Source organism: Palleronia sp. THAF1, from assembly GCF_009363795.1.
Lineage (GTDB): Bacteria > Pseudomonadota > Alphaproteobacteria > Rhodobacterales > Rhodobacteraceae > Palleronia.
The window spans coordinates 1,418,884-1,442,702 of sequence record NZ_CP045420.1 but is presented as its reverse complement, the minus strand read 5'-3'; the positions used below and the strand labels follow the sequence as shown (position 1 = coordinate 1,442,702).

The following is a 23,819-nucleotide window of genomic DNA, read 5'->3' as shown; positions in this document are numbered from 1 at the left end:
TCGATGAACGACATGAGCACCCAGAACGACATTCCCGCCCTGATGGCAGACATTGGCGCACGCGCCCGCGCGGCGGCGACGCTCCTTGCCACGGCTGATCCGAAAGCAAAACGGCAGGCGTTGGAACACGCCGCCGACATGCTGGAGAAGCGGACGGCAGACGTTATCGCGGCCAACCAAAAAGACATGGCGTTCGGACGCGACAAGGGCCTGAGCCCGGCGATGCTGGATCGCCTGATGCTGGACGAGGCGCGCGTGGCCTCCATCGCCGACGCTCTGCGTGCTGTTGCGGCGCAGAATGATCCCGTGGGCGCAGTACTTGATGAGTGGACGCCGGACAACGGTTTGTCGATTCAACGTGTGCGCACGCCTTTGGGCGTTGTCGGCGTGATCTATGAATCGCGTCCCAACGTGACGGCGGATGCCGGTGCGCTTTGCCTGAAGTCCGGCAACGCGGTCATCCTGCGCGGCGGCTCTGAAAGCTTCCACTCGTCGGGCGCGATCCATGCTTGCCTGACCGAAGGTTTGCGCGAAGCTGGCTTGCCCGAAGACGCGATCCAGCTTGTCCCGACCCGCGACCGCGCGGCAGTGGCAGAGATGCTGACGATGACCGAAACCATCGACGTGATCGTCCCGCGCGGCGGCAAGGGTTTGGTCGGCCTGATCAAGCGTGACGCGCGCGTGCCCGTCTTTGCCCACCTCGAAGGCATCGTTCACATCTACATCGACAAGGACGCCGAGCCCGAAATGGCGTTGAGAATCGTGCTGAACGCCAAGACCCGGCGCACCGGCATCTGTGGTGCCGCCGAGTGCCTGCTGATCCATGAAGATGTGGCCGACACCATCGGTCAGGGCGTGATCCGCGCACTGCTGGAAGCGGGCGTCGAGGTGCGCGCTGACGAAAGGTTGGCGCAGGTCGAGGGCACGGTTCCTGCCACATCCGAGGATTGGGGCCGTGAATATCTGGACATGATCGTCGCTGCGCGTACCGTTCCGGATATCGACGGCGCGATCGAACATATCCGCACCCATGGCTCGGACCACACCGACTGCATCGTCACCGGCAACGCCGATGCGGCTGAGCATTTCCTGAACTCGGTGGACAGCGCTATTGTCATGGTCAACGCCTCGACCCAATTCGCCGATGGCGGAGAGTTCGGCATGGGCGCAGAGATCGGCATCGCCACGGGCCGCCTGCACGCGCGCGGGCCGGTTGGGGCAGAGCAGCTGACCTCTTTCAAGTACAAGGTGCGCGGCGTCGGCGAGGTGCGCTAAACGGCCGTCAGCGTCATGGTGCCGTCGCCCGATTGAATCTCAATCCGTCGGCCCAGCTGTGATGCGGCGCGGCGGGCGAGGGTAAAGTGCACCTCTGACGCGGGCGGATCTATGCTACTGTCAGTCAGTGGTCCCAAAAACTCCGGCTCGGGACGGAAGCGTTCGCCCGTCATTTCGACGCCCATCGGCTGATGCCTCACGCGAGCGGATCCGCCGCGCGGCATCAATGTTTCGGCACACATCAGCAGCAGCAGGCCAAGCCGCGCCTCTGCACGCGACATCTCTGACATCGGCGTCCATTCGACTGTCAGTTTGCGATCCGCAAAGCCTTGTACACCCTGTGCCACCTCTGGCCATCCGATCCGTTGATCTGGTGCCGCTGCCCCGAAAGCGATGCGGAACAACCGCACGCGCGCATTCGCCGTCTCGACCGAATCGCGGATCAATGCCATTTCCGGGCTGTCACCGACGCCCGACATCTGCAACAATTCCAATCCGTTGCCGATGGCCCCTAGGGGTGAAATCAGGTCGTGGCAGATGCGCGATCCGATCAGCGCGCTAAGGTCGGATTGAGTCATGCAAAAGGCTCTAAATCAGGGGAGATCGACGTGAATTCGATGAATGCATTGTTGGAGCCGGGCATGATCGTGCGCCACCCCGACCGTCCCGATTGGGGTGATGGGCAGGTGCAGTCCAACATCGGCGGTATCGTGACCGTGATGTTTCGCGACGAGGGGAAGGTGGTCATTGATGGCTCTCGGGTGGCATTGATCGCTGTGTTCGATTGATACCGTCATGGTTGTGTGATCGAAGTTAACAAATCGTCAAGACGCAGGCGACCGTCCATCTGTTGCCTAAAGCGCAGGCGCATCCTAGACAGCGCCCACCCAACCAGAGCCGCGCTTCCGTGACGCATACGCCCGATTTCGACCTGATCCTGACGCGCGATCCCGACCAGATCGCTGCGGCGCAGGCGTTGCGCTACACGGTCTTCGTAACTGAACTGGGCGGACAAGGTGCAGGCGTGGATCACGCCGCGGGCCGTGAGAGCGATCCATTCGACGCCCTGTGCACCCACCTGATCCTGCGCGATATGGCCCGCACCGAGGGCGACCGCGTCGTCGGCGTCTACCGCTTGCTTGACCAGGACAGCGCCGCGCAGGCCGGCCGCTTCTACTCTGAAACCGAGTACGATCTTGCTCCCCTGCGCGCCTCTGGCCGCCGCCTTCTGGAGCTTGGGCGTTCGTGTCTTCATCCCGACTACCGGGGTGGGGCGGCGATGTTTCATATGTGGTCGGGCCTTGCCGCCCATGTGGAAGAGGCCGGGATCGACACGCTGTTCGGCGTCGCGTCGTTCCACGGAACGGATGTGGATGCACTGGCCGCGCCGCTTTCGATCCTGCACCACCGCCACCTTGCCCCACCCGAATGCCGCGTGACCGCACGCGCACCGCAGGCCGTGTCGATGGATCGTTTGCCGGATGGCAGCTATGACCGCGCCGCCGCCATGCGTGCCGTTCCGGCCCTGATCAAGGGGTACCTGCGACTCGGCGGCGTTGTCGGGGAAGGGGCGTGGGTGGACCGGCACTTCAACACCACCGACGTCTGCCTTGTCATGGATACCGCGCGCCTGTCCGAACGGGCGCGGGCCATCTACCTGAAGCCACGCGGATGACCTGGGTGTCGGACACGCCACCCGACCGGGTGCGGATCGGCTCTGCGGGCTACGCGCTGGCGGTCTTGCGCGGGGTGCCACTGGCGATCTGGGTGTTCGGGATGCTGGCGGTGCATATGTTTGCGCGCCTGATCGAGCGGCCCATCTATGGCGCGCGTCGGCCCTACACCCCGTGGATCACCGTCGCCGTATGCCGGGGCGCACTGGCGATCATGGGCTTGCGGCGGGATGTATCCGGCCCACGCATGACGGGCCCCGGAGCCTTGGTCGCGAACCATTCCTCATGGCTCGACATCTTCGTGCTGAACGCCGACGCGCCGCTGTATTTCGTCTCAAAGGCAGAGGTCGCGGGCTGGCCCGGTATCGGTCTTCTGGCGAAGGCGACCGGCACCGTCTTCATCCGCCGTGATCGGAAAGAGGCCGCGGTTCAGACCGCCCTGATCCGCGACCGGCTGGCGATGGGCCACCGTCTGCTGTTCTTCCCAGAGGGCACATCCACCGACAACCAGCGCGTGCTGCCGTTCAAGACGACGCTGTTCTCGGCCTTCTTCGCGGATGTGCCGGGCCTGCAAGTGCAACCGCTGACGGTCGCCTACCACCCGCCGAAAGGCGCAGCGCCGCGCTACTACGGCTGGTGGGGAGAGATGGATTTCGGGCGCAATCTACTGAAAGTGTTGGCGACGGGGCGGCAGGGGCGTGTGCAGGTGATCCGCCATGCGCCCGTGAACGTCGCCGACGCGGGCGACCGCAAGACCTTGGCGCGCGCGTGCGAGACTGCAGTCCGTGCGGGCTTCGAGAGCGCGAAGGCGCAACCCTAGCCGTAGATCGCGCCGAACTTCGCCTCTAGATAGTCGAGCAGCGGAGCCTCTGATGGCTCGAACCCGCAAGCGCGCGTGATGACCTCGCGCGGCTGATACAGCCCGCCGTGCACCTGCACCTTGTCGCGCAACCATGCCGTGGCGGGTGAGGGATCGCCATTCGCAAGCGCGGCATCCAAATCCGGCAGATCGGCGCGCATCGCCGCGTTCAGGCAACCCGCGTAGACATTGCCCAGCGTGTAGGTCGGGAAATAGCCGAACAGGCCTACGGACCAATGCACATCCTGCAAGCACCCTTGCGACGCACGCTCTGGCCGGTAACCGAAATCAGCCTCGAACCGCTCGTTCCACGCGCCTTCCAGGTCGGCGGGGTCCAGATCCCCGGCGATCATGCTGCGTTCCAGATCGAAGCGCAGAAGGACGTGCAGGTTGTACTGCACCTCGTCCGATTCCGTGCGGATGAAGCCTTTGTGCAGTCGGTTCACGGTGCGGAAGAACTCCCGCTCGGACACACCCAGATCACCGAAGGCCTCGGTCATCTGGCCAAACAGCCAACCGCAAAACGGCTCTGACCGGGCCAACTGGTTCTCATAGATGCGGCTTTGGCTTTCGTGCACGCCCATCGACACACCGCCGCCAAGCGGTGTGAACAGGTAGGCGTCATCGATATTCTGCTCGTAGGTCGCGTGGCCGACCTCGTGGATCGTCGAATACAGGCAGTTGAACGGATCGGCGGGGTCGGTGCGCGTGGTGATGCGCACGTCCCGACCAGAGCCGGAGCTGAACGGATGCACCGCCCGGTCGATCCGGCCACGATTCATGTCATAGCCGAAAGCGATAGCCAGCTTGCGGGTCAGGTGCATCTGCACTTTGGGGTCGAAGGTGCCGGGCAGGGCAGAGGGCGGCGTGGGCGCACCCAGCGCGCGGTCGCGCAGGGCCATCAGCCGCGGGCGCAGTGCGTCGAACATCGCCGACAGGCTCTTCGCTGTCGCGCCGGGCTCATAATCGTCCAGCAGCGCATCATACAGATCGCCGCCGTCGGCCAGTGCCGCCGCTTCCTCTCGCTTCAACGCCACGACCTGCGCGAGCACCGGGGCAAAGGCGGCGAAGTCATCGGCCGCGCGCGCCTCGGCCCATTGGCCCTGCGCTTTGGAGGTGACGCGGGCCAGTTCGGTTGCCAGCCGGGCGGGCACCCTTGCCGTCCGCTCGAAACTGCGGCGGATCAGGCGCAACGACGCTTCACCAGCGGCATCCGGCGCCTGCGCCTTATCCAACCATTCGCCGATCCGCGGGTCGGTACGGCGGGCGTGCAGAAGCCCCTCCATCACGCCCATCTCCTCGGCCCGCTGATCGGCAGAGCCGCGCGGCATCACGGTTTCCTGATCCCAGCTCAAGCGGCCCGCGATCTGTCCCAGCGCTTCCGTTTCGCGCTGATGCGCCATCAGGTCATCGAATGCGGTCATGTTGCTCTCAGCGATTGGGGTTTCGGGAAGGCCGTCTGGTGACGTGCGCGCAGGACGACAACCCACAGCACCACGGCGGTGAACTGGTGGAGGATCGCCAGGGTCCACGGGGCCGAATACATCACCGTTACGATGCCCAGCAGCACCTGCAGCGCCATCACCGCGATGACGACAGTGTAGGCGCCACGTGTCGCCGTCAGGGGCGAGCGGCGGGCGCGCCAGAAGACGAACAGACCGAACGCCGCCAGCGCATAGGCCCACATGCGGTGGATGAACTGCACAAGGCCGTCGTTCTCGAAGAAGTTGCGCCACAGCGGCTCGATCTGGAACGGATCGGGCGGCAGGAAGCCACCGGCCATCAGCGGCCAGTCGATGTAGTTGCGCCCTGCGTCAATCCCCGCGACCAGCGCGCCCATGAGGATCTGGCCGAAGGTCAGCGCCACCAGAACACCGCCTAGCGACATCAACGTCGCCTCGCGATTGCGCCGCGCCTGCAAAAGCTCTGCCTCGCTGCGCGACAGATGCAGCGCGAACCACGCGATCAAGCCAAGGATCACGAAGGCCAGCCCAAGGTGCGTGGCCAGCCTGTAGGACGCCACATCCAGCATCGTGCCCGTCAGGCCAGAGGACACCATCCACCAACCGATCGCGCCCTGTAAGCCACCCAAGCCGCCCAGCAGCAGCAGCCGCCCGGTCCAGCCCGGCGGGATGCGGCGGGTCAGAAGGAAGCCGAAGAAGCCAAGTGCCCAGACAAGACCAATGACCCGGCCCAGTTGCCGGTGGCCCCATTCCCACCAATAGATCGTCTTGAACTCCGCCAGCGTCATGCCCGCGTTCTGTAGCTGGTATTCGGGGATCTGGCGGTAGGCGTCGAATTCGGACTGCCAGTCTTCGGCGTTCAGGGGCGGAACAGCCCCCGTCACCGGCGCCCATTCGGTGATCGCGAGGCCGCTATCGGTCAGTCGTGTCAGCCCGCCCACGGCGATCATCACGACGACCAGCGCGAACAGCACGAACAGCCACGCCCGCACCGCCTTGCGCGCGCCCCTGGGCCGCGCGTCGATCATGCCGCCCTTGGGCGCGGGTTTCTCCGGCGTGTCGCCGACCTCTTGGAAGATGGATCGTTGGGCCATTCCCGTCCCCTTGTTGGTCATCCGTCAGCTAAGCCCCTGCGCGGGCGCTCACAAGTCGTCCTTGGGTCGCACCAATTGGCGCAAGGCCCCGTGCAGAAGCTGCACATCAAGGCCCGTCAGCGGCATCCGCGACCACAGGTTGCGAAAGCTGCGCTTCATATGGGCCGCCTTTTCGGGCGGATGAAAGAAGCCCGCGGTATCCAGCCTCTCGTTCCAGTGTTCGGCCCAGCGGTCCACGGCTGCATTATCCGCGAGTTCCGGCGCGTCCTGCGTAGTGGGCTCAACCGCGCCGCGCCGCCATTCATACCCCATCAGCAGCACGCATTGCGCAAGGTTCAGGGACGGAAAATCGGGGTTCACCGGCACCGTTACCACGGCATTCGCCTGCGCCACGTCGTCGTTTTCGAGTCCCGCGCGCTCTGGCCCGAACAGAATGCCCACACGGCGGCCTTCGCCGATCATGCGACGGGCTTCGGCCATCGCGCTTTCCGGCTCGAACACAGGCTTGACCATGTCGCGCGTGCGGGCGGTGGTGGCGAACAGGTAATCCACGCCCTCTGCCGCTTCGGCAATGCTGCCCGCCAGCCGGGCCTGATCCAGCACCGGCGTCGCGCCAGAGGCCATCGCGGTCGCACGTGCGTTCGGCCAACCGTCCCGCGGTGAGACCAGCGCCATGTCCGACAGTCCGAAGTTCATCATCGCGCGCGCGGCGGCGCCGATATTCTCGCCCATCTGGGGGCGCACGAGGATCACGCGGGGGGTCTGAAACATGGGCCGCGTCCTAGACGTCCGTCGCGGCCCCGTCCAGCATGGTCAACCGCGCGTCGCACCGCTAGAAGGCGGCCAAGCGCAAGGAGCCTTCCCATGTCCGACACGTCCGACGATCTGCCGCAACTGTATCTGATCACGCCGCCCACCTTCGACACGGATTTCGTGGACGCGCTTGGCGCGCTTCTGGACACCCACGCCGTCGCCTGCCTGCGCCTTGATCTGGCGTCGCGGGACGAAGATCGCCTGATGCGCGCTGCCGATGCCCTGCGCGCGGTGACCGAACCGCGCGACGTGGCATTGGTGATGAGCGATCATTGGAAACTGGCCGAGCGCGCCGGTCTGGATGGGGTTCACCTGACGGACGGCTCTCGCTCGGTGAAGAAGGCGCGCGCCGATTTGGGCGCGGACGCCATCGTCGGCGCGTTTTGCGGAGCCTCGCGCCACGACGGCATGAACGCCGGAGAGATGGGGGCCGATTACGTCAGCTTCGGCCCCGTGGGTGGCGCCGATCTGGGCGAGGAAAAGCCGAATGACGAGCTGTTCCAATGGTGGTCAGAGGTGATCGAGGTGCCCGTGGTGGCCGAGGGCGCGCTGGACGAAGAGGCGTTGGCCCGTCTTTCTACCCGCGCGGATTTCGTGGCGTTCGGTGAAGAAATCTGGACGGCCGAATACCCCACCGCACGGTTGGGCGAATTGCTCACCGCGATGCGCTCAGCGTAGCGTCGGCCACTGACCGCGCGCGACCATCACGTAGCGCAGCACGCGGGGCTCGTCCGTCATAAGGCCATGCACGCCAAGATCCAGCAGGGCGTTCATCTGCGCCGGATCGTCGATCGTCCAAACATGTACCTGCGCGCCGTGACGCTTCGCCGCGCGGAGGACCCGCTTCGTGACCAGCGGGATGCCGTTCCAGTGGGTCGGCACCTGATAGGCCGGGGCGGCATCGCCCATCAACGGCGCACCCCAGCCAGCCGCCCACAAACGCGCCACGCCCCCGGACGACGGCGACCAGCACAGCGCGTCGCCGAAGCGGTCCCGCAATTTCTGGACGCGCGCGATGTCGAACGAGGCCGCAAGCACCCGGTCCAGATGCGGCGCAATGGCATCGCCCATCGGCCCGACCACATCGTCCGTCTTCGCATCAATGTTCAGACGCAGTTCGGGGTGGTCGGACAGCACATCGTCCAGCCGCGCCATCCGCCCGCCGCCGATCAACTCGGCCTGTTGCAAGTCGGACCAATCGTAGTCCGCCACGCAGCCATCCCGCCCCAACAAACGGGTGCAGTCGTCATCATGGAACAACACCGCCACGCCATCGCGCGTCGCATGCACGTCCGTCTCCACATAGTGGTAGCCAAGTGCCACCGCCGCATCGACAGCCTCTGCGCTGTTCTCTGCACAGCCCTCTGCCGCGCCACGATGGGAAAAGGCGATGGGGCCGGGGGCGTCCAGATAGGGGTGCGTCACAGCGGACGGATGCGCAGGCGGGTGATGCGGTTGTCCACGCGGTTCATCACCTCGAACCGGAAGCCGTGGAAGCTGAAGACCTGTCCCTGCGTTGGGATCGTCTGCGCTTCGTGGATGACCAAACCGGCCACCGTGTTCGCTTCTTCGTCTGGCAAAGACCAATCGGCCGCGCGGTTCAGATCGCGGATCGTCATGGAACCATCGACGATATAATCGCCATTATCGACGCGGCGGTAGGGCGCCTGCGTGTCCAAATCGAACTCGTCGGTGATCTCACCCACGATCTCTTCCAGGATGTCTTCCAGCGTGATCAGACCCTGCAATGCGCCGTATTCGTCCACCACCAGCGCGAAATGCGTGTGGCGGCGCAGGAACTGGCGCATCTGGTCGTCCAGCGTGGTGACTTCAGGTACGAAATAGGGGGGCATCGCGACCTCGGCGATGTCGAAATCCGCCAGCGGATCGCCGGTCGCATCGGCGGCGGCGCGGCGGGCGTACATGGCGCGCAGCAGGTCCTTGGCGTGAATGACGCCAATGATGTTCTCATGCCCCTCACGATAGACTGGGAGGCGCGTGTGCGGGCTATCAAGGCATTGCTTCAGCAGTTCGGCGGGCGGATCGTCGGCGTTCAGCATCTCGATCTTCGAGCGGTGAAGCATGATCTCTTCCACCGTCCGTTCCCCCAGATCGAGCGCGCCAAGAATGCGGTCGCGGTCTTCCTTTTCCACGACGCCTTCCGAATGACCAAGGTTCAGAGCGCCCTCGATTTCCTCACGCACGGCCAGGATCTGGCTGTCGGGGTCAGTCTGCACACCGAAGGCGCGCAGGATCAGGCGCACCAGCATCCGCACGAGACTGACCACGGGCGCGAAGATCTTCACGACCAGCGCGATAGGGGCAGACACACGCGCCGCAGCGGTTTCGGCGTTGGTGATCGCGTAGGTCTTCGGCAGGACCTCGGCAAAGATCAGCACCAGCAGCGTCATCACCAGAGTCGCCATCGCCACGCCTGATTCGCCGAAAAGGCGCGTGAACATCGCCGTCGCCAGCGACGTGGCGAGGATGTTCACAAGGTTGTTGCCCAACAGGACAGAGCCGATCAGCCGCTCGTTATCTTCGGTGATCTTGAGCGCGCGCTGGGCGCCGCTGCTGCCCTTGTCGGCCTGCGCGCGCAGCTTGCCCCGCGATGCGGCGGTCAGCGCGGTCTCTGATCCCGAGAAGAAGCCCGAGCAGATCAGAAGAAACAGAATGGCCCCGGCAGAGGTCCAGAAGGCGGCGTCCAGCAGTGATGTGTTTTCCATAAGGTCCGTTATGATGCGCAAGCGCGCGCTGTCCAGTCAGCCTTTGGCCAATGGGTGATGCTCCAGCACCAAATCGCGCAGCCTTTCTTCCAGAACATGGGTGTAGATTTCCGTCGTTGCCACATCCGCGTGGCCCAAAAGCGCCTGTATCGCCATCAGGTCCGCGCCGCCTGCCAACAGGTGCGTGGCGAAGGCGTGGCGCAACACGTGGGGTGTCACGCGGGCGGGATCGACGCCCGCTTCCAGCGCGATGTCCTTGATGATCTGGAAGAAGCGGTGCCGGGTCAGATGCCCGGCCTTGCCGGTAGAGGGGAACAGATGACGCGATGGGTTCTTCGGATTTTCCGCCTCGTCCCGCAGCACCAGCCAAACCGCCAGAGCGTCCCGCGCGCCGGGGGTCAGGGGCACCATCCGCTCTTTGCCGCCTTTGCCCAGTACCAGCAGAAGCCTTGGATCGCCACGGGCGGCCTGCACCGGGAGACCCACCAGTTCGGATACGCGCATACCTGTCGCATAGAGCAGTTCCATCAGGCAGGTGTTGCGCAGTCGATCCGCCTCACTCCGTCCCGTCCGGCGGGCGGCGTCGAGCAGGCGATCTACTTCTTCCACCGTCAGCGTCTTCGGCAGGCGGCGCGTGCGGCCCGGCCCCTTGATGCGGATCGCGGGATTGTCGGTGCGCCAGCCTTCCTCGTAGGCGAATCGGAACAGCCCCTTGATTGCCGACAATCGCCGCGCGCGCGTAGCCTGCGCCAGACCCTGCGCCTCGCAATGGATCAGGTAGCCTTCGATCCGGTCGCGGCTGACGTCCTCCAGTGGCGTGTCCGCAAGCCAGTCCGAGAAATCCGCCAGATCGCGCGCATAGCCCAGCCGCGTGTTCTGCGCGGCCCCTGCCTCTGCACTTTGCGCATCAAGAAACAGGGCGATTCGCGCGGGCGTGCTCACCTGCGCCACCCGATCACCAACGCCTCGATCGCAACGCGCATCGCGGCGTCTTCCTGTCCGGCGGCGCGCAAATCGGCCAGCCCGTCAGACAGGGCATCCAGATTGCCGCTGGACCCTTCCTCGACCAAGCGGATCGCGTGCAAGAGCGCTTCGCCCATTCGTCCGTCAGCCACTAAAGCCTTTGTCGCCGCATCCGGCCCGTCGGTCAGACCGGCGGCGATGGCAAGTAGCATTGGGTCGGTCGGATCGCCCTCGGGAACCTCGCCCTTCGCCAGTGCGGCCAAAGGACCATCCAGCCCTTCGACCTCTATGCCCGCCATCAGCGCCATGCGCTGCGCCAGATCGCCAACATCCCCCTGCAGTGGCAAGCGGACCAGCCGTGGTGCATAGCGCCGCGCCAGCGTGGGTTGCAGATCGACGTGCGCCATGGCCTCCCACGCGCCCGGAAGCGCTGCGGTCACGGCGGTTGGATCGCCGTTGCGCATCGCGACGTCCAGCCGTTGTACCGCTTCGACCCGGTCCCACAGTTGTCCCGACGCGGCAGGCATCCGTTCCGCGTAGATCGCCCACAGACGGTCGTGCCCAATCGCACCCGCGCGCGCCAGACGCTCGCCCGCCTCGATCCGCGCCTTCCAGCCAGAGGTCTGGCGCAGATCGGCATGGGCGAAGGGCAGGGGCAGGGATGGGGTGCGCAAAGGCTCTCCCATCGCCTCATACAGATAGAAATCCAATGGCGTGGGACGTGACGGAGGGGGCAACAAGCCGCCTTCGTTGCGATCGTCCAAAAAGCGCGTCAGGCGTTCTGTCTCTGCGGGTGTCGTGACCCCCAGCGCCCGCGCGGTTTCCAGCGTTACGACGGCAGCGGGCCAATCACCGGATCGTGCGAGACAAAAGATACGGGCAGGGTAGGTTGGCGTGATTTCCGGCAGCGCGCGCATCCGCGCGCAGGCGCGCGTCTCACCGCCCGTCAGAAGCGTCACGTCGAACCAGCGCCGAAAGATCGCGGGTTCCTCCGATCCGGCACGAGCCATCAGATCGCGGGCAATATCGAACCGGCCCAAAGCCAGCAGCGCATCGACGCGGGCGAGGAAGAACGCTTCGCCCCCGGCGCTGTCACGCGGCGGTTCCGCCTGAACACGCAGCAAATCGTGCAATAAATCTTGCATGGCCGCACTATGCGGTGTGCGCATCTCTGCCAACTGACGCGCGATCGTGTCAGTAGAGGACGCTGACCACAGATCTCCCGGCAGCCCCACATCCGACGGCGCGACCAACCCCACGGTGTCCGGTGCCACGCGATCCAGCGGTGTCACGACGATCATTTCCGGCGCGGCAGAGCTCGTCACCGGCGGCTCGGGCCGCTGGGGGGCGACAGCAACCGGCGCCGTGACGCTGTCCGACAACCAATCGATGGCCGATAGCGGGGCGTCCTGCGCGGATACACAGCCTGCCGCCACCGCCCAAATCAGGGAAAGCGCGCTAGTTCGCATTCAGGTCGACGGGCACGGTCATCTCCTGCGGCTCCGGCTCCATGTCTCCGACATAGGCGAACCCCACAAAGGCCAGCCCCCCGATCAACACCAGAATTACGAGGATCTTCAGCACTGTGAACATTGGATGCTCCTGTTTGCCCGGCCATCGCCTGCGTCTGTCGCGCGGCTTCCCGCCGGTTTATATCTGGTCTTTCCGGCAATATCACGCCATTCACGCCCCTAATTGATCCGCAGCGGCAGGAACACGCGCAGCCCATGTCCGGCTTGAAGAAAACCGTGTGCATGGTCGGCATGATGGGTGCCGGCAAAACGGCCATCGGCACCGCCGTGGCCCGAATGCTGGGCGTGCCCTTCCTTGATTCGGACGCCGAGATCGAGCGCGCGGCCAACGCCACGATCCCTGAACTCTTCGCGGAATACGGCGAGGCTTTCTTTCGTCAGAAGGAAAGCCAGGTACTGTCGCGGCTGCTGGTCGGCACGCCCTGCATTCTGTCCACCGGCGGCGGGGCCTATCTGGCACAGGCGAACCGCACCGCAATCACCGAACGCGGCGTAGCCCTCTGGATCAAGGCCGATCCTGCGCTTCTGTGGACCCGAGTGCGCCACAAGGACACGCGTCCACTCCTGCGTACCGCCAATCCCCGCGCGACACTGGAGGCGCTGATCGCCGAGCGGGATCCGATCTATGCGCTCGCCGATCTGCGGGTCGAGGCGGCAGAGGGTCTGTCGGTCGAAGCGATGGCGGAACGCACGATAGAGGTCATCGCGACCCGGCCCGACGTGTTGAAACGAAAGGACGCATGATGGAAACGGTCCGCGTGGAACTGGCAGAGCGCAGCTACGATGTGCGTATCGGCCAAGGGCTTTTGACGCGCGCCGGAGCAGAGATCGCGCCGCTCCTATCCCGCCCGCGTGTGGCCATCGTGACGGATGAGACAGTCGCGGGCCTGCATCTGGCGACGCTGGAGAGTTTCTTGGCAGAGGCTGGCATCGCCTCTGTTTCACTCGCGTTGCCTGCTGGGGAGTCCACGAAATCGTGGGACCGCTTGGGCCAAACCGTCGAGTGGCTGCTGGCCGAGAAGATCGAACGTCGCGACATCGTGATCGCCCTTGGTGGCGGGGTCATCGGCGATCTTGCGGGCTTCGCCGCCGCAATCCTGCGGCGCGGTGTGCGTTTCGTGCAGATCCCGACCTCTCTGTTGGCGCAGGTCGACAGTTCGGTCGGCGGCAAGACCGGCGTAAACGCGACGAGCGGCAAGAACCTGATTGGCGCATTTCATCAACCTGCATTGGTGCTGGCCGACATCGACGCGCTGGGCACGCTGACCTCCCGCGATTTTCTGGCCGGTTACGGAGAAGTCGCGAAATATGGGCTGTTAGGTGACGCCGCGTTCTTCGACTGGCTGGAAGCGAACGGCCCGGCGCTGGCCGCCGGCGATGCTGCCGCGCGGGCCGAAGCCGTGCGTCGCTCTGTCCAGATGAAGGCCGATATCGTGGCGCGTGACGAAACCGAGCAGGGCGACCGCGCGCTTTTGAACCTTGGCCACACCTTCTGTCATGCGCTTGAAGCCGCGACCGGCTACTCCGACCGCCTGTTGCACGGCGAGGGCGTCGCCATTGGCTGCGCTCTGGCGTTCGAGTTGTCGTCGCGTCTGGGTCTGTGTGCGCAGGAAGATCCCAGCCGCGTGCGGGCACATCTTGCCGATATGGGGATGAAGCGGGACCTGTCCGATATTCCCGGCGACCTGCCGGATGCGGATGCGCTGCTGGACCTGATGGCACAGGACAAGAAGGTGCAGGATGGACAGCTGCGCCTGATCCTGGCGCGCGGCATAGGCGACGCGTTCGTCACAGCCGACGTGCCGCGCGATGCGATCCGTAGTGTGCTGTCGGACGCCTTGGCCGCGCGGTAAGTCAAAGTTCCGAAACGAAAAGCGGCGCCTTTTCCAAGACGCCGCTTTCGAAACTCAGAACGGGATTTCGTCGTCGTTGTCGAACCCGCCACGACCACCGCCGCCGCCTTGGTCGTAGCCACCGCCACCACCGGACGCACCGCCGCCGCCACCGTAGCCACCGCGGTCATCATAACCGCCGCTGCCGCCGCCATCACCGCCGCCGGACCGTCCGTCCAGCATCGTCAGCGTCGAGGTATAGGGCCGCAACACGACTTCCGTGGAATACTTGTCCTGACCCGACTGGTCCTGCCACTTCCGAGTCTCGAGCTGGCCCTCGATATACACTTTCGAGCCCTTCTTGAGATACTGCTCGGCCACGCGGGCCAGCGGCTCGGAGAAGATGGCGACGGAATGCCATTCGGTCCGCTCACGACGTTCGCCGGTATTCTTGTCCTTCCACGTCTCGGACGTGGCGATACGCAGGTTCACTACCTTGCCGCCGTTGGAGAACGTGCGCGCCTCGGGGTCGCGACCCAGATTGCCGATCAGGATGACCTTGTTGACGGAACCGGCCATTGGGGCCTCCATTTCTTCGATTCGTGTTAGGCGCAGACGGTGACATAGCGGGGGGTTGGTTAACAGCCGGTTATCGCGCTTAGAGCGTCGGGCTTGAAAATTTTGGATCGTTGGGCATAACGGGTTCAGTGACGCCCTTGGGGGGACCGCGCATGATCCGCACAATCGCCATTCTCGCTGCACTCGGCGCGGGACCCGTTAGCGCCGAAACGCTGTTCGGATCGAAAGGTGGAGCGGATTTTTCCAACAAACTGCGCGTTCTGGATGGCAGGGCGGCCTCGCAATATTCCGGGTCCGACCGCCTGAAGCCGACGGTCAAGGAAGGCCCAGAGCGCCGCGTCGCCTCTGTCGCAGCACCCATCACCGCGCGATTTTCTGGCCGCTACAAGGGCGCGTTCCTGGAGCCTGCGCGGCAGGTCGCCCGCAAGCACGGCATCCCCGAAGACATCTTCCTGCGGCTGGTTCAGCGCGAGTCCGGCTGGAATCCCGCCGCGCTTAGCCACAAGGGCGCAATTGGGCTGGCGCAGTTGATGCCGGGAACGGCACGCAATCTGCGCGTCGATCCGAACGACCCGATCCAGAACCTCGACGGCGGCGCGCGCTACCTTGCCCGCCAATACGCCAAGTTCGGCGATTGGCGCTTGGCATTGGCCGCCTACAACGCCGGTCCCGGAGCGGTCGAAAAGCACGGCGGCATCCCGCCCTATCGCGAGACGACCGCTTACGTGAAATGGATCATGGGCAGCTGAGAGCGGTCAGCGGCACCGGTCGTTCGCGCTCCGCGCGTTCGTCGGCTTCGCCGAACCGCTACTCTCACTCCCACTCGATGGTGCCCGGAGGCTTGGACGTGATATCGTAGGTCACCCGGTTGATGCCCGGCACCGAGTTGATGATCCGCGTTGCGGTTTCCCCAAGGAAGTCATGGTCGAACGGGTAATAATCCGCCGTCATGCCGTCCACCGATGTCACCGCGCGCAGGGCGCAGGCGAAATCGTAGGTGCGCCCGTCTCCCATGACGCCCACGGTGCGGACGGGCAGGATCGCGACAAAGGCCTGCCAGATCGTATCGTAAAGACCGTGCTTACGAATTTGGTCGATGAAGATGGCATCGGCCTCGCGAAGAATATCCAGCTTTTCGCGCGTGATCTCTCCGGGGCAGCGGATGGCAAGTCCGGGGCCGGGGAAGGGGTGGCGGCCGATGAACCGGTCGGGCAGGCCCAACTCGCGTCCCAGCGCGCGCACCTCGTCCTTGAACAACTCGCGCAGCGGTTCGACCAGCTTCATGCCCATCTTCTCTGGCAAGCCGCCGACGTTGTGGTGCGACTTGATGGTCACCGAAGGCCCGCCGGAGAATGACACTGATTCGATCACGTCCGGATACAGCGTGCCCTGCGCCAGGAACTCGGCCCCGCCGATCTCTTTGGCATGCTTGTCGAACACGTCGATGAACAGGCCGCCGATGATCTTTCGCTTGGTCTCCGGGTCACTGACACCTTCAAGCTTTCCAAGGAACAGTTCGCTCTCATCCGCGACGACCAGCGGCAGGTTCATGTGGTCGCGGAACATGCCGGTGACCTCTGCTGCCTCGTCCTTGCGCAGCAAACCGTGGTCCACGAAGACGCAGGTCAGTTGATCGCCGATGGCCTCATGGATCAGAACGGCGGCCACGGAGGAATCGACGCCCCCCGACAGCGCGCAGATCACACGCGCGTCGCCCACCTGCTCGCGGATCGCTGCGATGGCCTGTTCTCGGTATGCGCCCATGGTCCAGTCGCCAGTGAAGCCGGCCAGCGCGCAGAAGTTTTCGAACAGCTTCGGGCCGTTCGGGGTGTGGTGCACTTCTGGATGAAATTGCATCCCGAAGAAGCGGCGGTCGGGGTCCGCAACCACGGCGAAGGGCGCGCCGGGTGAGGTGGCGTAGGGCGCGAAACCGGGGGCCAGCTTGGACACGTGGTCGCCGTGGCTCATCCAGACCTGCTCGCGTGCGCCGTGGAACCAACCGTGCAGCAATTCCAACCGATCCGCTGCGGGTTCGATGAAGGCGCGTCCGAACTCGGCCGTTCCGGCGGTGCGCACGACCTCTCCGCCCAGCATCTGCATCATCACCTGCTGGCCGTAACAGATGCCCAGCACCGGCACGCCCATCTCGAACACGCGCATGGGTGGGCGAGGCGATCCGGCATCCGGCACGCTGGCAGGCCCGCCCGACAGCACGATGGCGCGGGGCGCGAAGTCGTCGAGGAATGCGTCGGTCACACGGTTGAAAGGGTGGATCTCGCAGTAGACGTTCAGCTCGCGCAGGCGGCGCGCAATCAGCTGCGTGACCTGGCTGCCGAAATCCACGATCAGCATCTTCTGGTGATCGGCCTGATGGGCGGGGGCGATGGGCGTATCTGTCATGGGCCGGGATTAGTCACAGCGCGGCAGGGCTGCAAGAGCGGGCGATGTCGGTTTCGCGCGCCAAAGGCCGCAAACAGGCTCTGACTATCGTCGCGCGCGCCGTAAACCCACGCGAAAGAGCAGGGAGACGTGTGCGATGGAAGAGACCAGAACCCGACGGCGCGGTACGGGCGGCGGTGCGGCGCGGCGGGCCGAGCGCACCGCGGTCAGCATCGAGACCGCGAAGTTCATCACCCGCAACATCCCCAACTTCGATATTCTCAACGACGAGGCGATGGAGATCATCGAGGCCAACGCCGAAACGTTGCTGGAAGAGATCGGCGTCGTCTTCTCGGACAATCCTGACGCGCTGGATCGCTGGCGTGAGGTCGGCGCGGATGTGCAGGGCGAGCGCGTGCGCCTGCCCAAAGGTCTGGCCCGCAAGCTTTGCGAAACCGCGCCTTCCAGCTTCACCCAGCACGCCCGCAATCCCGAACGCTCGGTCGAGATCGGCGGCAAGAACCTTGTCCTCGCGCCCGTTTACGGCCCGCCCTTCGTGCGCGACCGCGAAGGCGGCCGTCGCTATGCCACCATCGCCGATTTCCAGAACTTCGTGCGCTTGGGCTATATGTCCAAATGGCTGCACCACTCTGGCGGTACCGTTTGCGAGCCTACCGATATCGCTGTGAACAAGCGGCATTTCGACATGCTGCTGGCGCATATGACCCTGTCCGACAAGCCGTTCATGGGGTCTGTGACCGAACCCAGCCGCGCGCAGGACTCGGTGGACATGTGCAAGATCCTGTTCGGAGATGAGTTCGCCACTGAAAACACCGTGATGACCTCTCTCATCAACATCAACTCGCCACTGACCTTCGACGCGACGATGATGGGCGCGCTGGAAATCTACGCCGCGAACATGCAGGCCTGCATCGTATCGCCCTTCATCGTTGGCGGCGCGATGGCGCCCGTCACTGTGATGGGCACGCTGACGCAGGTGCTGGCCGAAGTCATGGTGGGCGTTGCATATTCCCAGATGATCCGCCCCGGCGCGCCGATCATCGCGGGGGCTTTCGTCACCTCGATCGACATGAACTCCGGCGCGCCCACCTTCGGTACGCCGGAAGCCAGCCAGATCACCTACGGCGCGGGCCAGTTGATGCGGCGTCTGGGCCTGCCGTTCCGTTCCGCCGGTGGATTCACCGGATCGAAGCTGCCCGACGCGCAGGCGGGCTACGAATCGGCGAACTCGCTGAACATGGGGCTGATGGCGGGCGTGAACTTCATGCTGCACGCCTGCGGCTGGCTGGAAGGCGGGCTTGTCGCGTCGATGGAGAAATTCGTGCTGGACGCCGACCAACTGGGCGCGTTGCACCATATGGCGCAGGGCGTTTTCACCGACGAGAACGGGCAGGCGATGGACGCGCTGCGCGAAGTCGGCCCCGGCGGGCACTTCCTTGGGTGTCAGCACACACAGGCCAACTTCAAGACCGCGTTCTGGCGGTCTCAGGTGCTGGACTACAAACCGTTCGAGACCTGGTCGGACGAAGGTTCGCGCGACAGCGAGACGCTGGCGTCGGTCCGGGTGCAGAAGCTTCTGTCCGATTACCAGCAACCGCCACTCGATCCAGAGATCGCCGGGCGGTTGCGGGCATACGTGGATGAGCGCAAGGCCTCGATGAAGGACTCCTTCAGCTAAATTGCCAACTAGACAGCGCGTATCCTGGTCGAGGCGTAGAGATCCGCCTCGGCCATCAGTGCGGTCAACAGGTCGACATGGGCCGCGACGGAATATCCCGTTTCAGCCGCCGAGCGCGCCGCGTTCATGCGATCTTCCCGCATCATCAGAATATCCAGAACAGCCCGTCCCGGAGGCGGCACCGGCCCGCCCAAAAGGCGCGGCAGGGTGTGGCAGCGCTCATAGCTGGTCAGACCGAACCGCGCGGCGCTAATCAGCAGCTTCGGGCGACGCAGGTGAGCGAGCGGGGCGAGGGGCGTGGGGTTGATCGACATGGGTGATACTCCGTTTGGCTGAACTGCCATCTGGATTGCACACCTTCGGGTTGCGTTGCGCAGCGCCACGATTGTGCGTGCGATGGAAACAAACAATCTTAACAATTTACTCGGATTGTTGCCGTATTCGCTGCGACGTTAACCTTCCAATAACTAATTCAACCACAGGTTGATATCATTGATTGATTAACTGGCCGGTAAGCCGACTTTCGATCAGTCAGGGGATACGGGATAGAAACAATGACACAATTCAAAGACGGGAGTGCCGTTTCTCGCGAGTCGCTGCCCGGTCACGTCCAAACCTACCTCGCGCATGTGGAAGAGGGGATTTCGATCCGCGAGCTGGCCCGGAACGCGGGCTGTCACGCTTCAACTGTGCTGCGCCGGGTCAGGCGGTGCGAACATCACCGCGACGATCCGCTTTTCGATACGGCACTGAATCGTTTTGGGCGCAAAGAAAAGACCAAGGGACATAAGACGATGACCATTCACTCAGACACTGACTGGCCTGACACTGCGAAAATCGAGGCTGAAGCCTCCCGCATTCTGCGGCGCCTTGCTGAACCGGGGGCGTGTCTGGCCGTTGCCGAAGGTATGGAGAATGCGGTCGTCGTGCGCGAAGCCAGCGATGGGCAGACCATCCGCACCGGCACCGTTCACACCACCATTGCGGAAGTGATGTCTCTGAAGGGATGGATCAGTTCGGCTGAGACCGGGCGGGTGTTGCGTTATCGGATTACCACGGAAGGGCGTTCCGCTCTGAAAGCGCTTCTGGCGGCAGGCGAAAACGCTCGCACCCGCGCCGAAACCGAAGACGACACGCCCAGTCGTGCCAACCGATATGGCACGCCGGAAAGTCCATTGCTGATGCTCGCCCGTCGCCGAGACCGCGACGGGGAGCGCTTTCTGTCGCCCGAACTGGTGCGTGCCGGCGAGCGGCTACGCGAAGACTATGAGCTTGCGGCGATGTCCGGCGTGCCGGACGGCGGATGGGAAGCCTTGGCGCTGAAGCCGACGGACGGCGACCCGAACGCTCCTGGCACGGAGGGTGCGAAGGCCCGTCTGGCAGCGGCCTTGGCAAGCCTGGGGCCTGGGTTGGCCGACGTCGTGCTACGCGTCTGCTGCCAGTTGGAAGGGTTGGAAACGACAGAGCGGCGCATGGGATGGGCCGCGCGATCGGGCAAGATCGTGTTGCGGATCGGTTTGCAGCAATTGTCGCGCCACTTCGCGGCCCACGGCCCCGCCGGCGGCGGTCTGATCGGCTAGATCGCGCCGGTCGCATAGACCACTTCCAACTCACACAAAAATGCTGATAGACCTGCCGCCGACAACGATGGGTCTATTTCCCTTATGCTGACAACAGAAAGCCGCCGCTCGCGCCGCGCCGCACTGCGCGCCTACGGACTGTCCTCGGACACCGACCTTTCATCCTTGAAGGACGTTTTGGATGTGGCAGTGGCCGCATGTGGCGTTTCGATGGGTAATATCTCACTGATCGAGGAGTCCCGCCAGCTTTTCCTCGTGCGCCACAATCTGCCGTTCGAGGAACTTCCCCTGGAGGAAACGATCTGCGGCAACGTCCTGAAAGGTCGCGACATTCAGATCGTCGAGGATACGCTGCTCGATACCCGCACCGAAGGGTTGGGCATCTGTAGTGGTTCGGACGCGATACGCTTTTACGCGGCATCTCCGCTCGTCACCGAAAGCGGCCGGATCATCGGCACGCTGACAGTAGCGCACGATACACCTCACAACATTGACGATAACCAGATCCAACTGCTCAAGGTTCTCTCGCGGCAGGTGATGACCCACCTGGACCTGCGCCGCGCATTGCGCCGGGCAGAGCTGATGCGCCGCGAAGTGGATCACCGGGTGAAGAACTCGTTACAATCCGTCGCATCGCTGACCCGCCTGCAATCGCGCCGCGTCACCAGCGACGAGGCCCGCGAGGCCCTGGAAATAGTGTCGCGACGGATCGATACGGTCGCCGCCCTCAACTCCGAGCTTTACCGCATCGGCAACGACCGCAAGGTCGGTCTGGCGAACTTCCTGGGCTCGGTAGTCACCCTGATACGCGCATCTGCGCCGGAACGGGTAGAGATCGACGTTGATGTGGCCGACGTGAACATATCCGCCGCACATGCCGGCAGCCTTGCGATCGTGGTCAATGAATTCACGACCAACTCTTTCAAGCACGCCTTCCCGGATGACCGCGACGGAAAGATCGTGATCGAAGGTCGCCAAATCTCTCCGGGTCAGTTCCGCTTGACTTGTCGCGACGACGGCATCGGACTGGATGAGAACGACCGCAGCGGCGACGGTTTGGGCCTGTCGATCATCGATAGCGCGGTCGAGAGCATTCACGGCGAACTGACGCACGACAGCGATATGCCTGGCTATGCGATTCATATCGATTTCAGCATCTAGCCATGCACCCCGCGCATCGCACCGCTGTGGACAGACGCCGCTTCGGTGCCTAGATCGTAGGGAAAGGAGCCGCCATGCCCCGTGATCTGAAGATCCCCGACCAACGCCACCCCGAAAAGGCCCATCGCGCCGAAACCGCGCGCGTGAAGAAGCCCGACTGGATCCGCGTCAAGGCGCCTTCGGGCGAGGGCTATAAGGCCACCAAGGACATCATGCGCCAGCACAATCTGGTGACGGTCTGCGAAGAGGCGGGCTGCCCGAATGTGGGCGAATGTTGGTCCCAGGGCCACGCCACCATGATGATCATGGGCGAGATCTGCACCCGCGGTTGCACCTTCTGCAACGTCGCCACTGGCCGCCCAGACGCGCTGGATGTGTTCGAGCCGGGACGCGTGGCGGATGCGGTCAAGAAGCTGGGCCTGAATCACGTGGTCATTACGTCTGTTGATCGTGACGACGTGGATGACGGCGGGGCAGAGCATATCGCCCAGACCATCCGCGCCACGCGCCGCCAGGCCCCCGGCACCACAATCGAAGTGCTGACCCCCGATTTCCTGAAGTGCGGCCCTGAAGCGCTGGAAACGGTCGTCGCGGCGCGGCCCGATGTGTTCAACCACAATCTTGAAACGGTCCCCGGCCTCTATCCCGAGGTCCGCCCCGGTGCGCGCTATTTCCACAGCCTGCGCCTGCTTCAGCGTGTGAAAGAACTCGATCCGACGATGTTCACCAAATCCGGCATCATGGTGGGCTTGGGGGAAGATCGCCAAGCGGTGCATCAGGTCATGGACGACATGCGCGCCGCAGACGTCGATTTCATCACGATTGGCCAGTACCTTCAGCCGACCTCGCGCCACCATGCTGTCGACCGCTACATCACGCCGGAAGAGTTTGCGTCGTATGAGAAAGCGGCGCGCGGCAAGGGCTTCCTTATGGTGTCCGCCACGCCTCTTACTCGCTCCAGCTATCACGCGGGCGAAGACTTTGCGCAGCTCAAAGCCGCGCGGGACGCGAAGTACGGTTAAGCGTTACAGCGCCTGATACAGATCGTAGAACATCCGGCCCGATGTCAGCAGCAGGAACACCCCGAAGCTAAGCCGCAGCGCCCGGCGCGGGATGCGGTGGGCGACAGCGACGCCCACGCGCGCGAACATTACCGTCAGCGGGATGATGATGACCGCCGCCGCGATGTTCACGTAGCCGACGGACAGGGGCGGCAAACCCTCTGCGCCAAGACCCGTCACCATGTAGGTCAGCGCGCCGGGAAGACCGATGATGAAGCCGATAGCGGCGGATGTACCGACGGCCCGCCGAATCTCATACCCCAGAAAGTTCAGCAGCGGCACGCAGACCGTGCCCCCGCCGATCCCCATCATCGCAGAGATCGCTCCTGCGAAGACGCCGAACACGGCCCAGACCGGCTTGGAAAAGCTGCGCGGACTGTCGAGATCGCCGCCGCCACGCAGGATCATGTCCAACGCGACCAGTAGGGCGACGGTCGCAAAGACTGCGATCAACGCGATGCCGGAGACCACGCCACCCAATACGCCGCCGATCAGCACACCCACAAGGATCGACGGCCCCCACAGCTTTAGCAGATCGAAGTCGATGGCGCCGCGTTGGTAATGCCCCCAGGCCGAACTCAGCGAGGTGAAGACGATGGTCGCCAGCGACGTGCCGACGGCCAGTTGCATGACAGAGCCTGCGTCCATCCCCGTCAGCGACAGGGCGAAATACAGGGCAGGGACGATAACGATGCCGCCGCCGACACCCAGAAGCCCGGCAAGGATACCGCCTACGATACCGGCTGCGATGGCGGGCAGAAGGATCGTCGCGATCAGATCAGTCAGCGCGGCGTCCATGTCAGAGTACGCCCATTAGCGTATGCGTTCTGGTCATCGAAAGTCTCCGCCAAGTCATCATACCGAACGCTGATCGCCCTGACGGGCCGCGAAGGCAAGCACCGTCACGACCGGGTGCGCGCCCGGCCACCCCGGCGCTGTGAGATCAGGCCCTGCCGCGTAGGCAGTTCGGCCATCACCTCCGCCCGCGCCTCTGGCGTCATGCGTGACCATTCCGTGATCTCGTCGATCGACCGCAAGCACCCCGTACACAGACGCGATGCCGGATGGATCACGCAGACCTTGATGCAGGGGCTTTCGATCTCGTCGCGGGCCCAGATCTTGTCGCTCAT

The 23,819-nt window shown here is 64.2% G+C and carries 26 protein-coding genes; 12 read left to right on the top strand and 14 right to left on the bottom strand.

The window, feature by feature from the left end; all coding sequences use genetic code 11:
• Window positions 1–12 precede the first annotated feature (12 nt).
• Window positions 13–1,275, top strand: coding sequence for a glutamate-5-semialdehyde dehydrogenase (locus tag FIU81_RS07235; protein WP_124112917.1), 1,263 nt, complete (start codon window positions 13–15; stop codon window positions 1,273–1,275).
• On the opposite strand, the gene FIU81_RS07230 is transcribed toward FIU81_RS07235, so the two are convergent.
• Window positions 1,272–1,853 carry a histidine phosphotransferase family protein gene (locus tag FIU81_RS07230; RefSeq protein WP_124112889.1) on the bottom strand — a complete coding sequence of 194 codons (582 nt, stop codon included), beginning with the start codon at window positions 1,851–1,853 and terminating at the stop codon, window positions 1,272–1,274. The genes FIU81_RS07235 and FIU81_RS07230 overlap by 4 nt on opposite strands.
• A gap of 30 nt (window positions 1,854–1,883) precedes the next feature.
• On the opposite strand from FIU81_RS07230, the gene FIU81_RS07225 reads away from it, so the two are divergent.
• From FIU81_RS07225 to FIU81_RS07215, 3 genes are all read left to right on the top strand, one after another.
• Window positions 1,884–2,063 carry a DUF3553 domain-containing protein gene (locus tag FIU81_RS07225; protein WP_124112888.1) on the top strand — a complete coding sequence of 60 codons (180 nt, stop codon included), beginning with the start codon at window positions 1,884–1,886 and terminating at the stop codon, window positions 2,061–2,063.
• Window positions 2,064–2,182: 119 nt separating this feature from the next.
• A complete protein-coding gene (locus tag FIU81_RS07220; RefSeq protein WP_124112887.1) occupies window positions 2,183–2,950 on the top strand; it encodes a GNAT family N-acetyltransferase in 768 nt (255 codons plus the stop codon).
• Entirely contained in the window at window positions 2,947–3,768 is an 822-nt protein-coding gene (locus FIU81_RS07215) for a lysophospholipid acyltransferase family protein (protein ID WP_124112886.1), read from the top strand. The genes FIU81_RS07220 and FIU81_RS07215 overlap by 4 nt, the downstream gene beginning before the upstream one ends.
• On the opposite strand, the gene FIU81_RS07210 is transcribed toward FIU81_RS07215, so the two are convergent.
• From FIU81_RS07210 to FIU81_RS07200, 3 genes are read right to left on the bottom strand one after another with little or no spacing between them, the layout of a single operon-like run.
• Complete coding sequence (locus FIU81_RS07210; protein ID WP_124112885.1) at window positions 3,765–5,231, bottom strand: carboxypeptidase M32; 1,467 nt, start codon at window positions 5,229–5,231, stop codon at window positions 3,765–3,767. The genes FIU81_RS07215 and FIU81_RS07210 overlap by 4 nt on opposite strands.
• Window positions 5,228–6,364 (bottom strand): heme A synthase, encoded by a 1,137-nt coding sequence (gene ctaA, locus FIU81_RS07205; protein WP_124112884.1) that lies wholly within the window; start codon window positions 6,362–6,364, stop codon window positions 5,228–5,230. The genes FIU81_RS07210 and ctaA overlap by 4 nt, the downstream gene beginning before the upstream one ends.
• A gap of 48 nt (window positions 6,365–6,412) precedes the next feature.
• Window positions 6,413–7,135 carry an RNA methyltransferase gene (locus FIU81_RS07200; RefSeq protein ID WP_124112883.1) on the bottom strand — a complete coding sequence of 241 codons (723 nt, stop codon included), beginning with the start codon at window positions 7,133–7,135 and terminating at the stop codon, window positions 6,413–6,415.
• A 93-nt stretch (window positions 7,136–7,228) separates the two neighbouring features.
• Between FIU81_RS07200 and FIU81_RS07195 the strand changes: the two genes are divergently transcribed.
• Window positions 7,229–7,855, top strand: a complete 627-nt coding sequence (locus FIU81_RS07195) for a thiamine phosphate synthase (RefSeq protein WP_124112882.1) — start codon at window positions 7,229–7,231, stop codon at window positions 7,853–7,855.
• Here the strand turns inward: FIU81_RS07195 and FIU81_RS07190 are convergent.
• The 5 genes from FIU81_RS07190 to FIU81_RS17020 are packed head-to-tail and all read right to left on the bottom strand — an operon-like array spanning window position 7,847 to window position 12,459.
• A complete protein-coding gene (locus FIU81_RS07190) occupies window positions 7,847–8,602 on the bottom strand; it encodes a glycerophosphodiester phosphodiesterase family protein (RefSeq protein WP_124112881.1) in 756 nt (251 codons plus the stop codon). The two genes, FIU81_RS07195 and FIU81_RS07190, sit on opposite strands and share 9 nt — an antisense overlap.
• Window positions 8,599–9,903: an HlyC/CorC family transporter gene (locus FIU81_RS07185; RefSeq protein ID WP_124112880.1), complete on the bottom strand. Its 1,305-nt coding sequence runs from the start codon at window positions 9,901–9,903 to the stop codon at window positions 8,599–8,601. The genes FIU81_RS07190 and FIU81_RS07185 overlap by 4 nt, the downstream gene beginning before the upstream one ends.
• 36 nt (window positions 9,904–9,939) lie before the next feature.
• Entirely contained in the window at window positions 9,940–10,845 is a 906-nt protein-coding gene (locus tag FIU81_RS07180; RefSeq protein WP_254696021.1) for a site-specific tyrosine recombinase XerD, read from the bottom strand.
• Window positions 10,842–12,335 (bottom strand): hypothetical protein, encoded by a 1,494-nt coding sequence (locus FIU81_RS07175; protein WP_124112878.1) that lies wholly within the window; start codon window positions 12,333–12,335, stop codon window positions 10,842–10,844. Before FIU81_RS07175 ends, FIU81_RS07180 begins: the two co-directional genes overlap by 4 nt.
• Window positions 12,325–12,459 carry a hypothetical protein gene (locus FIU81_RS17020; RefSeq protein WP_256366155.1) on the bottom strand — a complete coding sequence of 45 codons (135 nt, stop codon included), beginning with the start codon at window positions 12,457–12,459 and terminating at the stop codon, window positions 12,325–12,327. Before FIU81_RS17020 ends, FIU81_RS07175 begins: the two co-directional genes overlap by 11 nt.
• Before the next feature lie 134 nt (window positions 12,460–12,593).
• Here FIU81_RS17020 and FIU81_RS07170 point away from each other — a divergent pair, with 134 nt between their 5' ends.
• Both FIU81_RS07170 and aroB read left to right on the top strand, forming a co-directional pair.
• The gene (locus tag FIU81_RS07170) at window positions 12,594–13,142 is read left to right on the top strand and encodes a shikimate kinase (protein WP_124112877.1); all 549 of its coding nucleotides are present in this window, start codon (window positions 12,594–12,596) and stop codon (window positions 13,140–13,142) included.
• Complete coding sequence (aroB, locus tag FIU81_RS07165; RefSeq protein WP_124112876.1) at window positions 13,139–14,251, top strand: 3-dehydroquinate synthase; 1,113 nt, start codon at window positions 13,139–13,141, stop codon at window positions 14,249–14,251. The genes FIU81_RS07170 and aroB overlap by 4 nt, the downstream gene beginning before the upstream one ends.
• Before the next feature lie 54 nt (window positions 14,252–14,305).
• On the opposite strand, the gene ssb is transcribed toward aroB, so the two are convergent.
• Complete coding sequence (gene ssb / locus FIU81_RS07160) at window positions 14,306–14,809, bottom strand: single-stranded DNA-binding protein (protein WP_124112875.1); 504 nt, start codon at window positions 14,807–14,809, stop codon at window positions 14,306–14,308.
• Window positions 14,810–14,961: 152 nt separating this feature from the next.
• On the opposite strand from ssb, the gene FIU81_RS07155 reads away from it, so the two are divergent.
• A complete protein-coding gene (locus tag FIU81_RS07155; protein WP_124112874.1) occupies window positions 14,962–15,558 on the top strand; it encodes a lytic transglycosylase domain-containing protein in 597 nt (198 codons plus the stop codon).
• Window positions 15,559–15,622: 64 nt separating this feature from the next.
• On the opposite strand, the gene guaA is transcribed toward FIU81_RS07155, so the two are convergent.
• Window positions 15,623–17,209 carry a glutamine-hydrolyzing GMP synthase gene (gene guaA / locus FIU81_RS07150; protein WP_124112873.1) on the bottom strand — a complete coding sequence of 529 codons (1,587 nt, stop codon included), beginning with the start codon at window positions 17,207–17,209 and terminating at the stop codon, window positions 15,623–15,625.
• 136 nt (window positions 17,210–17,345) lie between these two features.
• Between guaA and FIU81_RS07145 the strand changes: the two genes are divergently transcribed.
• The gene (locus FIU81_RS07145; RefSeq protein WP_124112872.1) at window positions 17,346–18,887 is read left to right on the top strand and encodes a trimethylamine methyltransferase family protein; all 1,542 of its coding nucleotides are present in this window, start codon (window positions 17,346–17,348) and stop codon (window positions 18,885–18,887) included.
• 8 nt (window positions 18,888–18,895) lie between these two features.
• On the opposite strand, the gene FIU81_RS07140 is transcribed toward FIU81_RS07145, so the two are convergent.
• The gene (locus FIU81_RS07140) at window positions 18,896–19,201 is read right to left on the bottom strand and encodes a DUF6477 family protein (protein ID WP_124112871.1); all 306 of its coding nucleotides are present in this window, start codon (window positions 19,199–19,201) and stop codon (window positions 18,896–18,898) included.
• Window positions 19,202–19,441: 240 nt separating this feature from the next.
• Here FIU81_RS07140 and FIU81_RS07135 point away from each other — a divergent pair, with 240 nt between their 5' ends.
• The 3 genes from FIU81_RS07135 to lipA all read left to right on the top strand — a co-directional run bounded on the left by FIU81_RS07135 (window position 19,442) and on the right by lipA (window position 22,650).
• The gene (locus FIU81_RS07135; RefSeq protein WP_124112870.1) at window positions 19,442–20,467 is read left to right on the top strand and encodes a DUF6456 domain-containing protein; all 1,026 of its coding nucleotides are present in this window, start codon (window positions 19,442–19,444) and stop codon (window positions 20,465–20,467) included.
• Between the two features lie 84 nt (window positions 20,468–20,551).
• A complete protein-coding gene (locus FIU81_RS07130; RefSeq protein WP_124112869.1) occupies window positions 20,552–21,628 on the top strand; it encodes a histidine kinase dimerization/phosphoacceptor domain -containing protein in 1,077 nt (358 codons plus the stop codon).
• 74 nt (window positions 21,629–21,702) lie between these two features.
• Window positions 21,703–22,650 (top strand): lipoyl synthase, encoded by a 948-nt coding sequence (gene lipA / locus FIU81_RS07125; RefSeq protein WP_124112868.1) that lies wholly within the window; start codon window positions 21,703–21,705, stop codon window positions 22,648–22,650.
• A gap of 3 nt (window positions 22,651–22,653) precedes the next feature.
• Here the strand turns inward: lipA and FIU81_RS07120 are convergent, their stop codons facing one another.
• Both FIU81_RS07120 and FIU81_RS07115 read right to left on the bottom strand, forming a co-directional pair.
• On the bottom strand, window positions 22,654–23,487 hold the full coding sequence (locus tag FIU81_RS07120) for a sulfite exporter TauE/SafE family protein (protein ID WP_124112867.1): 834 nt from the start codon (window positions 23,485–23,487) through the stop codon (window positions 22,654–22,656).
• Between the two features lie 104 nt (window positions 23,488–23,591).
• Window positions 23,592–23,819, bottom strand: a complete 228-nt coding sequence (locus tag FIU81_RS07115; RefSeq protein ID WP_124112866.1) for a DUF1289 domain-containing protein — start codon at window positions 23,817–23,819, stop codon at window positions 23,592–23,594.

Excerpts from the sequence above, each read along its gene's own strand:
- FIU81_RS07235 (WP_124112917.1), top strand. The coding sequence starts at position 13 with ATGAGCACCCAGAACGACATTCCCGCCCTGATGGCAGACATTGGCGCA.
- FIU81_RS07230 (WP_124112889.1), bottom strand. The coding sequence starts at position 1,853 with ATGACTCAATCCGACCTTAGCGCGCTGATCGGATCGCGCATCTGCCAC.
- FIU81_RS07215 (WP_124112886.1), top strand. The coding sequence starts at position 2,947 with ATGACCTGGGTGTCGGACACGCCACCCGACCGGGTGCGGATCGGCTCT.
- FIU81_RS07210 (WP_124112885.1), bottom strand. The coding sequence starts at position 5,231 with ATGACCGCATTCGATGACCTGATGGCGCATCAGCGCGAAACGGAAGCG.
- ctaA (WP_124112884.1), bottom strand. The coding sequence starts at position 6,364 with ATGGCCCAACGATCCATCTTCCAAGAGGTCGGCGACACGCCGGAGAAA.
- FIU81_RS07200 (WP_124112883.1), bottom strand. The coding sequence starts at position 7,135 with ATGTTTCAGACCCCCCGCGTGATCCTCGTGCGCCCCCAGATGGGCGAG.
- FIU81_RS07195 (WP_124112882.1), top strand. The coding sequence starts at position 7,229 with ATGTCCGACACGTCCGACGATCTGCCGCAACTGTATCTGATCACGCCG.
- FIU81_RS07185 (WP_124112880.1), bottom strand. The coding sequence starts at position 9,903 with ATGGAAAACACATCACTGCTGGACGCCGCCTTCTGGACCTCTGCCGGG.
- FIU81_RS07175 (WP_124112878.1), bottom strand. The coding sequence starts at position 12,335 with ATGCGAACTAGCGCGCTTTCCCTGATTTGGGCGGTGGCGGCAGGCTGT.
- FIU81_RS17020 (WP_256366155.1), bottom strand. The coding sequence starts at position 12,459 with ATGTTCACAGTGCTGAAGATCCTCGTAATTCTGGTGTTGATCGGGGGG.
- FIU81_RS07170 (WP_124112877.1), top strand. The coding sequence starts at position 12,594 with ATGTCCGGCTTGAAGAAAACCGTGTGCATGGTCGGCATGATGGGTGCC.
- aroB (WP_124112876.1), top strand. The coding sequence starts at position 13,139 with ATGATGGAAACGGTCCGCGTGGAACTGGCAGAGCGCAGCTACGATGTG.
- ssb (WP_124112875.1), bottom strand. The coding sequence starts at position 14,809 with ATGGCCGGTTCCGTCAACAAGGTCATCCTGATCGGCAATCTGGGTCGC.
- FIU81_RS07155 (WP_124112874.1), top strand. The coding sequence starts at position 14,962 with ATGATCCGCACAATCGCCATTCTCGCTGCACTCGGCGCGGGACCCGTT.
- guaA (WP_124112873.1), bottom strand. The coding sequence starts at position 17,209 with ATGACAGATACGCCCATCGCCCCCGCCCATCAGGCCGATCACCAGAAG.
- FIU81_RS07145 (WP_124112872.1), top strand. The coding sequence starts at position 17,346 with ATGGAAGAGACCAGAACCCGACGGCGCGGTACGGGCGGCGGTGCGGCG.
- FIU81_RS07140 (WP_124112871.1), bottom strand. The coding sequence starts at position 19,201 with ATGTCGATCAACCCCACGCCCCTCGCCCCGCTCGCTCACCTGCGTCGC.
- FIU81_RS07135 (WP_124112870.1), top strand. The coding sequence starts at position 19,442 with ATGACACAATTCAAAGACGGGAGTGCCGTTTCTCGCGAGTCGCTGCCC.
- FIU81_RS07130 (WP_124112869.1), top strand. The coding sequence starts at position 20,552 with ATGCTGACAACAGAAAGCCGCCGCTCGCGCCGCGCCGCACTGCGCGCC.
- lipA (WP_124112868.1), top strand. The coding sequence starts at position 21,703 with ATGCCCCGTGATCTGAAGATCCCCGACCAACGCCACCCCGAAAAGGCC.
- FIU81_RS07120 (WP_124112867.1), bottom strand. The coding sequence starts at position 23,487 with ATGGACGCCGCGCTGACTGATCTGATCGCGACGATCCTTCTGCCCGCC.
- FIU81_RS07115 (WP_124112866.1), bottom strand. The coding sequence starts at position 23,819 with ATGAGCGACAAGATCTGGGCCCGCGACGAGATCGAAAGCCCCTGCATC.